This window comes from Sphingomonas bacterium (assembly GCF_903644135.1).
Taxonomy (GTDB): domain Bacteria; phylum Pseudomonadota; class Alphaproteobacteria; order Sphingomonadales; family Sphingomonadaceae; genus Sphingomonas.
This window is the reverse complement of sequence record NZ_CAHJXA010000123.1, coordinates 1-7,764: the sequence shown is the minus strand read 5'-3', so window position 1 is coordinate 7,764 and position 7,764 is coordinate 1. Positions and strand designations below refer to the sequence as shown.

Here is a 7,764-nt window from a genome sequence, read left to right as displayed (position 1 = left end):
GACGATCGGCCGCCTCGTCGCGTCGTTGAAGCGACCATGACCGACGCCGCCCGGCACCCGGGCCTGTCCGCCGCGACGGTGAGCGTCCTGACCGGGCTGCTGGAAGCACGCACTGGCCAGCGGGTGAGCAGCGACCGCGTCTGGCGGCTCGACACCGCCCTGCGCCCGCTGCTGCGCGAGCTGGGGCTGGAGACGCTCGACGATCTTGCCTTGCTGCTGCTGCGCGGAACCGACCCGGCGATCGCCGATCGCATCGTCGATGCGCTGCTGAACAACGAGACCTCGTTCTTCCGCGACGCGGCGGTGTTCGACACCGTCGTCGACCAGGTGATCGCCGCTGGTGCCGCCGACAGCCGTCGCCTGCGGATCTGGAGCGCCGGCTGCTCGACGGGGCAGGAGCCGCTGTCGATGGCAATGGCGCTGGCCGGGCGGTGCGAGGCCGCCGGGGTGCCGATGCCGGAAATCCTGGCGTCCGACGTGTCGGAGACGGCGCTGGCCAGGGCAAGGATCGGACGGTTCACGCAGTTCGAGATCCAGCGCGGCCTGCCGATGCGGCAGATGCTGCGCTGGTTCGTGGCCCAGCCCGATGGCGACTGGCTCGCCGACCCGGCGCTGCTGCGGATGATCGCGTTCCGGCGGCTGAACCTTGCCGGCGCGCCATGGGCGGTCGGCAGCTTCGACGTGATCCTGTGCCGCAACGTCCTGCTGTACCTGGCACCGGCGATCAAGGTGGCGGTGTTCGACCGGCTCGCCGCGGCGCTGCGCGACGGCGGCCTGCTGGTGCTGGGGGCGGGCGAGACGGTGATCGGCCAGACCGACCTGTTCGAGCCGAGCCGCAGCGTTCGCGGTGCCTATCAGGCCACTTCCAGCAAGCGCGCCGCCGCATGACGCGCGGGCGTTGACCCGGCCGGCGATCGCCCTATCCATGGGGTGAGCGAGGAGGGCGGCGTGACGGGCGGTGGATTGACGATCATCGACGCGCCGTCGCCCAATTTCGACGCGCGTACGCTGCCGGTGACGATGATCGTCCTCCATTATACCGGCATGGAGAGCGGCGACGCCGCGACCGCGCGGCTGCGCGATCCCGCGGCGAAGGTCTCCAGCCACTATCTGGTCGGCGAGGACGGCGCGATCCTGCGGCTGGTCGACGAAGGTCATCGTGCCTGGCACGCCGGCGTGTCGCACTGGCGAGAGGTCGACGACATCAACTCGGCCAGTATCGGCATCGAGATCGTCAACCCCGGTCACGATCTCGGCTATCGCCCATTCCCCGATGCGCAGATCGAGGCGCTGATCCTGCTGGTCGCCGACCTCAAGGAGCGCCACGCGATCACCCGCGGCAACATCATCGGCCATTCCGACATCGCGCCGACCCGCAAGCGCGACCCCGGCGAGCTGTTCCCATGGAGCCGCCTCGCCCGGCTGCGCCTCGCGCTGCCGCGGCCGACCAAGTCGCTGATGGACCCGCATTGGAGCGAGGCGGGATTCCTGCTGGCGCTGCAGCGCTTCGGCTACGACGTCGCCGAGCCGATGGCGGCGATCATGGCGTTCCAGCGCCGCTTCCGCCCCGAGCTGATCGACGGCGAGGTCGATGCCGAGTGCCGCATGATCCTGCTGGCGCTGCTGCTTCCCAAACCGCAGGGCGACGAGTAAGAGAGCGGTGCCAGAGGGCCGGGCGGCCGCGTCGTACTTGGTGCGTCGAGGAAAGTCCGGGCTCCGCGGAAACCACGGTGCCGGGTAACGCCCGGCGGGGGCGACCCCAGGGACAGTGCAACAGAGAGCAGACGGCCACGGCTTCGGCCAGGCCATGGTGAAAGGGTGCGGTAAGAGCGCACCGCGTCCCCGGCAACGACGGACGGCACGGTAAACCCCACCGGGAGCAAGACCGAATAGGGGCGGCATGGGGTCTTCGGACCTCGGGGCATGGTTCCGGCTCGCCGCCCGGGTTGGTCGCTGGAGGCGGCGCGCAAGCGTCGTCCGAGAGGAATGGTCGCCTATCTTCCGAAAGGGAGTGGACAGAACCCGGCTTACAGGCCCTCTGGCATCTTTCCGTCATTGCGCCTCGCGTGGCCCGCTCTATGTCGGGCAGCGATGGCGCACCGGCCGACCCGTTCCGACGATTGGGGCTTTCCTCGCTGGCGCAGCTATGGCGACAAGCGCGAGGCGACCACCGTGAAGCTGTGCGACCGGCACGGCTGCGAGGAGCCGGGAACCTGTCCGGCCCCGAAATCGCCCAACAGCCCGGAGCGCTGGCATTTCTGCGTCGCTCATGCGGGCGAGTACAACCGCGGCTGGAACTACTTCGAGGGCCTGTCCGCCGAAGACGCCGCCGCGCGCGAGGCGGGGGAAACCCGTACCGCGTCGGGCTATGCCAGCGCCAGCCACTATGCCTGGGGCGGCTCCGGCGACGGCAGCCGCTCGCGCGACGAGATGCGCGCGCTCGAGGTGCTGGGGCTGGAGAGCGACGCCGGCTTCGAGGAGGTCAAGGCCGCCTGGCGCCGCCTGGCCAAGGCCAACCACCCCGACATACGGCCCGGCGACGCCGAGGCGGCGACCCGGTTCCAGGCGGTACAGGCGGCTTACGAGGTGCTGCGCGCCGGTGACGAAGCGCGGACGAGGAAGCCGGCCTGAGATTCTAGGCATAGCGCGCGGCGGTTTCGCGGATCAGCGCGATCATGTTGGGGATGCCCTGCGTCCGGTTGGAGCTGAGCTGCGCCGCCAGGTCGAACGGCGCAAGCGCGGCGGGCACGTCGGTCGCGAGGATCGCCGCCGGCGCGTCGTCCTGGACCGCGAGCAGCACCAGCGCGATGATCCCTTTGGTGATTGCCGCGTTGGAGTCGGCGAGGAAGTGGAGTGCACCATCTTCGCGCCGCTGCGGATAGACCCAGACCGAGGCCGAGCATCCGCGCACCAGCGTCGCATCGGTCTTGAGCGCCGCCGGCATCGGCTCCAGCGCGCGGCCAAGATCGATCAGCAGCCGATAACGGTCGTCGGGATCGAGGAACTCATATTCGTCGTGGATGTCGGCAAGGCTGGTCATGCCCATCGCCTACCGCCGGCAGGACCGGCCAGCAACGGCTATGGCTCGACGGCTATAGGTCGACTCCGGCGGCGATCGCCTCCAGCTTGCGGATGCGCTCCTTCAGGTCGGCGATCTCGATGCGGGTGCCGGCGGCGGGCGCGATCGAGGTCATGCCGTGCGAGCGCTCCAACTCGACGCGGCGCAGCGCCAGCCAGCCGCGCCAGCCGGCCAGGCTGGCGGTGACGACGATGCCCAGGCCGGCAAGGCCCGTCGAGGCGAGGATCAGATAGGCATTGGGGTCGGTCATGGCCCGAAACTCCTCAACGGTCGCGCAGCTGCTCGATCCGGCGATCCAGATCGATGCTGCCATGATTGTCGGTGACGACACGCTCCAGCACTTGGACTCGGTCACGCAGGCGGGCGACCTCCTCGACCAGCAGGCGGGTGTCGTCGCTCGGCGGTGCGATCGGCGTCTCGCCGCGGTGGCGCAGATAGTCACGGATGATCCGCGCACCGAAGACGATCGCCAGGATCGCAAGGACGAATTCGAACGGGTTCACGATGATGCTCCTCTAGCGGTCGCGCAGCGCGTCGATCTCGCGCGCGGTGCGTTCGGCGGGATCGGTGGCGATGCGTTCGAGGACGGCGAGCCGTTCCTCCAGCCGGCCGATCTTGCCGACCAGCTTCTCGTTCTCGTCCGACAGCAGCCGCACCTGACGCTCGGCGTCGAGGTCGTTGGGCTGATAGCCGCTGCGCTCCTGCCAGCGCCGCTCGCGCCGCGACTGGCGGTCGTCCAGCGGCAGGCCGTGCTTGGCCTTGACCCACGTGGTGAAGGCACCGCGCGCCATGATGGCCGAGACGATACCGATCGGGACAAGGAAACTAAGGTCATGCATGTCAGCGGCTCCTAGCGTAGCGCGTCGATGTCGGCGGCGATACGCGCGGCGGGATCGGTGGCGATCCGCTCCAGCACCGCCAGCCGCTGGTGAAGTTTGGCGATCATGGCGCGCTGCTCCTCGTTCTCGGACGCCAGCGCCGCCATCCGGTTGCGCTCGGCGATCGGCAGGTCATGGTCACGCACCTCGCCCTTGTTGTTGGTCAGCGCATAGCCGTGGCGAGCACGGATCCAGGTGTTGGCGATCCAGGCGATCGGCCCGCACGAGATGGCGACGATCGGTACCAGCAAACCCCATTCCATGGTCATTCCCCCTTCGATCGCGCTTAGCGCAGGTTGTCGATCTCGCTGGCGAGCGTGCTGTTACGGCTAGTGAAGTGCGTCTCGATATCGGCGAGCCGGCGGTCGAGGTCGCGGAAGGTCGAGCGGACCTCCGCGGTCGAGCGCGTCGGGTTGGAGCGGACGCCCTGCCAGAACTTGGTGTCGTCCTCCGACTGGTACAGCCCGATCGGCTTGCACGGCGCAAGCCAGGCGACGAGGCCATAGCCGATCAGCGCAAAGGCGTGGGTGGCGATGGCGAGCAGGACGAAGGCGACGCGGACGATCGTCACGTCGATGCCGGTGAAGTCGGCGACGCCCGCGCAGACGCCCTTGAACTTGGCGTTCTGCTTGTCGAGGTAGAAGGTCGTGCGGCTGTTGAACATGTCAGTTCCTCCGGTCGATCTGATAGGGTGCGCGCTGGTCCTGCCAGTCGCGGTTCTGGGCGGTTAGCCCGGCGCGGAAATCGGGGTTGTCGGCGGCAACGATGCGCTCGACGGTCATCACCCGGTCTTCCAGCCGGCGGGCCAGGGTGTACATCTCGTCGAGCAGGTTCTCGTCCTGCGGCGTGATCTTGGCCGACTGCTTCCACTTGGTGACATAGTGGAAGATCAGCCAGAGCGGGCCGACCGAGACCGCGACGATTCCGATCCAGTCGATAAGGTCGCTCATCTCATCCCTCCCTGTTCGAGCCGCTCAGCCGCGCCTTGAGCGCAGCCAGGTCGGCGTCGACCTTGTCGCTGGCACGCAGGTCGCTGATCTGCTCCTCCAGGCTCTTCGGCCCGGCACCCAGCCCCATCGCCTCGGCGCGGCCCTCGGCCTCGTCGACCCGGCGCTCCAGCACGTCGAAGCGGCTGAACGCGTCGTGGGTCTTCGCCCCGGCGTACATCTCGCGCAGGCGGAAGCGGTTGTTGGCGCTTTCCAGCCGGGTCTGGACGTTGGCCTGCTTGGAGCGCGCCTCGCGCAGCTTGCCCTGCAGCTTGGCGATGTCCTCCTCCGACGCGCGCAGCCCGTCGTCGAGCACCTGCACCTCGGCCTTGAGCTGGTCGGCCATGTCGGCCGCCTTCTGCCGCTCGACCAATGCCGCCTTGGCGAGGTCCTCGCGATCCTTGGACAGCGCCAGCTCGGCCTTCTCGGTCCAGCTCATCTGCAGCCCGTCGAGCTTGGCGATGTGACGGCGCATCTCCTTCTGGTCGGCGATGGTGCGCGCGGCGGAGGCGCGGACCTCCACCAATGTCTCCTCCATTTCGAGGATGATCATGCGGATCATCTTCGCCGGGTCCTCCGCCTTTTCCAGAAGGTCGGCGAAGTTGGCGGCGACGATGTCGCGAGTGCGGGAAAAGATGCTCATCGTGATACTCCGGGTGAGGGCCTCAGGCGATCGGGCGGGCCGTCGCTGGGGCGGATGCAACCGCGTTGGCCGGCCCGACTGCGCCGAGCAGGCAGGTGGCGCTCATCACGATCGTGCAGGCGATGGCGACAATGGTGCGGCCGAGGTCGGTCTTGGTCATGGCGTAAACTCCCTTGAGCATGTGGCCCGCCTTTGCGGCGGTTGCCAAAGGCTTTGCATTCTGCGTGCCAGTTTTAAAAAGCCAGCGATCACAAAGACATGGCTGTTAGGCGGTTGGTGGCCGCGATCAGGCTCTTGCCAACCATCGGCAAAATGCGCCAACTCTTCGCCATGGAGCGAGCAAGCCAGGTCATCGGCCAGTCGGGAGCCTTTCTCGACGCGCTCGAACGCGCCAGCCGTGCCGCGCCGCTCGATCGGCCGGTACTGGTGATCGGCGAGCGCGGCACCGGCAAGGAGCTGGTCGCCGAGCGCCTACACCGCTTGTCGAACCGCTGGGACCATCCGCTGGTGGTGATGAACTGCGCGGCGCTGCCGGAGACGCTGATCGAGGCGGAGCTGTTCGGGCATGAGGCGGGCGCGTTCACCGGCGCGACCAAGGCGCGGGCGGGGCGGTTCGAAGAAGCGGACGGCGGCACGTTGTTTCTCGACGAGCTCGGCAATTTGTCGATGGCGGCGCAGGAGCGGCTGCTGCGTGCGGTCGAATATGGCGAGGTGACGCGGATCGGCTCGTCGCGGCCGCTGCGCGTCGACGTGCGCATCGTCGCCGCGACCAACGAGCATCTGCCCGATAAGGTCGATGCCCACGAGTTCCGTGCCGACCTGCTCGACCGGCTGAGCTTCGAGGTGGTGACGCTGCCGCCGCTGCGCGCGCGGGCGAGCGACATCATGGTGCTGGCGGACCATTTTGGCCGGCGCATGGCTTCCGAACTGGGGCGCGAGCGATGGGAGGGGTTCGGCGCGGCGGCGGTCGGCTTGCTCACGGCGTATCGCTGGCCCGGCAATGTGCGGGAGCTGCGCAACGTGGTCGAGCGTGCCGTCTATCGCTGGGAAGAGCCGGGGCCGATCGACGCGATCGAGATCGATCCGTTTCTCTCTCCCTACCGTCCCGGCGCGAGCGCGCTGGAGGGGCCCAGCGCGCGGCCGGTCGTGCCATCGATCGAGAGCGAGCCGCTGGTCGCCTGCGAGACGGGTGCCAGCGACTTCAAGAGCCGCGTCGCCACCTTCGAGCGCGAGCTGCTCGCCGGCGCTCTCGCCGAGCATCGCTTCAACCAGCGTACCACGGCCGAGGCGCTGGGGCTGAGTTACGACCAGTTGCGCCATGCGCTGCGCCGTCACGACCTCATCAAGGCGGGGTAGCCGGGCTTGCGTTGCCGCAAGGGTCGGGATCAAGTAGCGCCGGTGCTCGTTCAGGCCGAGGATCGCGAAAGGCTTTCACCGATGACGCAACCCCGCCGCACCGTCCTTGCCTGGCTTGGATCGGCCGCGGCGATGCTGGGGTTGCCGATGCCACGAGCCCTCGCCGCCGTTCCAAAGGAGAAGACAATGGCTTTCGAACTGCCCCCGCTGCCCTATGCCTATGACGCGCTGGAGCCGGTCATCTCCAAGGAGACGATGACCTTCCACCACGACAAGCACCACGCCGCCTACACCGCCAAGCTGAACGAGGGTGTCGCCGCCGATCCCAAGCTGGAAGGCAAGTCGATCGAAGACATCCTGGCCACGATCTCCACCCAGCCGCCGCTGGTCCGCAACAATGGCGGCGGTTACTGGAATCACGCCTTCTTCTGGCAGATCATGGGGCCGAAGGGGTCCACCCAGCCATCGGGCAAGCTCGCCGAGGCGATCACCGCCTATGGCGGGCTCGACAAGCTGAAGGAGGACTTCAACACCAAGGGTGCTGGCCAGTTCGGCTCAGGCTGGGCGTGGGTGATCAAGGACACGTCGGGCGGCCTCAAGGTGACGTCGACGCCCAACCAGGACAACCCGCTGATGGACGACGCCAAGGACAAGGGCACGCCGATCCTGGGCAACGACGTGTGGGAGCACGCCTATTATCTGACCTACAAGAACGACCGGCCGGGCTATCTCAAGGCGTGGTGGGACGTGGTGAACTGGGACGAGGCGGGCAAGCGGTTCGACGCGGCCTGACCGTCACTCGGGCGGCGCGACCGGCGGGTC

General features: G+C 68.1%; 14 protein-coding genes and 1 other RNA gene. 6 read left to right on the top strand and 9 right to left on the bottom strand.

Annotated features, from left to right (window positions below; all coding sequences use genetic code 11):
• The 4 genes from HUU96_RS08115 to HUU96_RS08100 form a co-directional block, all read left to right on the top strand.
• The coding region (locus tag HUU96_RS08115) for a CheR family methyltransferase (protein ID WP_438827070.1) at window positions 1-888 on the top strand (888 nt) is incomplete at its 5' end.
• A gap of 132 nt (window positions 889-1,020) precedes the next feature.
• A complete protein-coding gene (locus HUU96_RS08110) occupies window positions 1,021-1,653 on the top strand; it encodes an N-acetylmuramoyl-L-alanine amidase (RefSeq protein WP_438827071.1) in 633 nt (210 codons plus the stop codon).
• A gap of 10 nt (window positions 1,654-1,663) precedes the next feature.
• An RNA gene (rnpB, locus tag HUU96_RS08105) (RNase P RNA component class A) lies at window positions 1,664-2,046 on the top strand.
• Between the two features lie 45 nt (window positions 2,047-2,091).
• The gene (locus HUU96_RS08100; protein WP_174292326.1) at window positions 2,092-2,631 is read left to right on the top strand and encodes a J domain-containing protein; all 540 of its coding nucleotides are present in this window, start codon (window positions 2,092-2,094) and stop codon (window positions 2,629-2,631) included.
• A gap of 4 nt (window positions 2,632-2,635) precedes the next feature.
• Here the strand turns inward: HUU96_RS08100 and HUU96_RS08095 are convergent, their stop codons facing one another.
• The 9 genes from HUU96_RS08095 to HUU96_RS08055 are packed head-to-tail and all read right to left on the bottom strand — an operon-like array spanning window position 2,636 to window position 5,746.
• Complete coding sequence (locus HUU96_RS08095) at window positions 2,636-3,040, bottom strand: SufE family protein (RefSeq protein WP_174292325.1); 405 nt, start codon at window positions 3,038-3,040, stop codon at window positions 2,636-2,638.
• A gap of 52 nt (window positions 3,041-3,092) precedes the next feature.
• Entirely contained in the window at window positions 3,093-3,329 is a 237-nt protein-coding gene (locus HUU96_RS08090; protein ID WP_174292324.1) for a hypothetical protein, read from the bottom strand.
• A 13-nt stretch (window positions 3,330-3,342) separates the two neighbouring features.
• Complete coding sequence (locus HUU96_RS08085; RefSeq protein ID WP_174292323.1) at window positions 3,343-3,582, bottom strand: hypothetical protein; 240 nt, start codon at window positions 3,580-3,582, stop codon at window positions 3,343-3,345.
• A gap of 12 nt (window positions 3,583-3,594) precedes the next feature.
• Entirely contained in the window at window positions 3,595-3,870 is a 276-nt protein-coding gene (locus HUU96_RS08080) for a hypothetical protein (RefSeq protein ID WP_254605120.1), read from the bottom strand.
• A gap of 59 nt (window positions 3,871-3,929) precedes the next feature.
• Entirely contained in the window at window positions 3,930-4,220 is a 291-nt protein-coding gene (locus tag HUU96_RS08075; protein WP_254605118.1) for a hypothetical protein, read from the bottom strand.
• 23 nt (window positions 4,221-4,243) lie between these two features.
• Complete coding sequence (pspC, locus tag HUU96_RS08070) at window positions 4,244-4,621, bottom strand: envelope stress response membrane protein PspC (RefSeq protein WP_174292321.1); 378 nt, start codon at window positions 4,619-4,621, stop codon at window positions 4,244-4,246.
• Between the two features lies 1 nt (window position 4,622).
• Entirely contained in the window at window positions 4,623-4,907 is a 285-nt protein-coding gene (gene pspB, locus HUU96_RS08065; protein ID WP_174292320.1) for an envelope stress response membrane protein PspB, read from the bottom strand.
• Window position 4,908: 1 nt separating this feature from the next.
• On the bottom strand, window positions 4,909-5,586 hold the full coding sequence (pspA, locus tag HUU96_RS08060; RefSeq protein ID WP_174292319.1) for a phage shock protein PspA: 678 nt from the start codon (window positions 5,584-5,586) through the stop codon (window positions 4,909-4,911).
• A 22-nt stretch (window positions 5,587-5,608) separates the two neighbouring features.
• Window positions 5,609-5,746 carry a hypothetical protein gene (locus HUU96_RS08055; RefSeq protein WP_174292318.1) on the bottom strand — a complete coding sequence of 46 codons (138 nt, stop codon included), beginning with the start codon at window positions 5,744-5,746 and terminating at the stop codon, window positions 5,609-5,611.
• A gap of 170 nt (window positions 5,747-5,916) precedes the next feature.
• On the opposite strand from HUU96_RS08055, the gene pspF reads away from it, so the two are divergent.
• Window positions 5,917-6,942, top strand: a complete 1,026-nt coding sequence (pspF, locus tag HUU96_RS08050) for a phage shock protein operon transcriptional activator (RefSeq protein WP_174292317.1) — start codon at window positions 5,917-5,919, stop codon at window positions 6,940-6,942.
• Window positions 6,943-7,128: 186 nt separating this feature from the next.
• The gene (locus HUU96_RS08045) at window positions 7,129-7,734 is read left to right on the top strand and encodes a superoxide dismutase (RefSeq protein ID WP_174292328.1); all 606 of its coding nucleotides are present in this window, start codon (window positions 7,129-7,131) and stop codon (window positions 7,732-7,734) included.
• The last annotated feature ends 30 nt before the right edge of the window (window positions 7,735-7,764 follow it).

Excerpts from the sequence above, each read along its gene's own strand:
- HUU96_RS08110 (WP_438827071.1), top strand. The coding sequence starts at position 1,021 with ATGATCGTCCTCCATTATACCGGCATGGAGAGCGGCGACGCCGCGACC.
- HUU96_RS08100 (WP_174292326.1), top strand. The coding sequence starts at position 2,092 with ATGGCGCACCGGCCGACCCGTTCCGACGATTGGGGCTTTCCTCGCTGG.
- HUU96_RS08095 (WP_174292325.1), bottom strand. The coding sequence starts at position 3,040 with ATGACCAGCCTTGCCGACATCCACGACGAATATGAGTTCCTCGATCCC.
- HUU96_RS08090 (WP_174292324.1), bottom strand. The coding sequence starts at position 3,329 with ATGACCGACCCCAATGCCTATCTGATCCTCGCCTCGACGGGCCTTGCC.
- HUU96_RS08080 (WP_254605120.1), bottom strand. The coding sequence starts at position 3,870 with ATGGCGCGCGGTGCCTTCACCACGTGGGTCAAGGCCAAGCACGGCCTG.
- HUU96_RS08075 (WP_254605118.1), bottom strand. The coding sequence starts at position 4,220 with ATGGAATGGGGTTTGCTGGTACCGATCGTCGCCATCTCGTGCGGGCCG.
- pspC (WP_174292321.1), bottom strand. The coding sequence starts at position 4,621 with ATGTTCAACAGCCGCACGACCTTCTACCTCGACAAGCAGAACGCCAAG.
- pspB (WP_174292320.1), bottom strand. The coding sequence starts at position 4,907 with ATGAGCGACCTTATCGACTGGATCGGAATCGTCGCGGTCTCGGTCGGC.
- pspA (WP_174292319.1), bottom strand. The coding sequence starts at position 5,586 with ATGAGCATCTTTTCCCGCACTCGCGACATCGTCGCCGCCAACTTCGCC.
- HUU96_RS08055 (WP_174292318.1), bottom strand. The coding sequence starts at position 5,746 with ATGACCAAGACCGACCTCGGCCGCACCATTGTCGCCATCGCCTGCACG.
- pspF (WP_174292317.1), top strand. The coding sequence starts at position 5,917 with ATGGAGCGAGCAAGCCAGGTCATCGGCCAGTCGGGAGCCTTTCTCGAC.
- HUU96_RS08045 (WP_174292328.1), top strand. The coding sequence starts at position 7,129 with ATGGCTTTCGAACTGCCCCCGCTGCCCTATGCCTATGACGCGCTGGAG.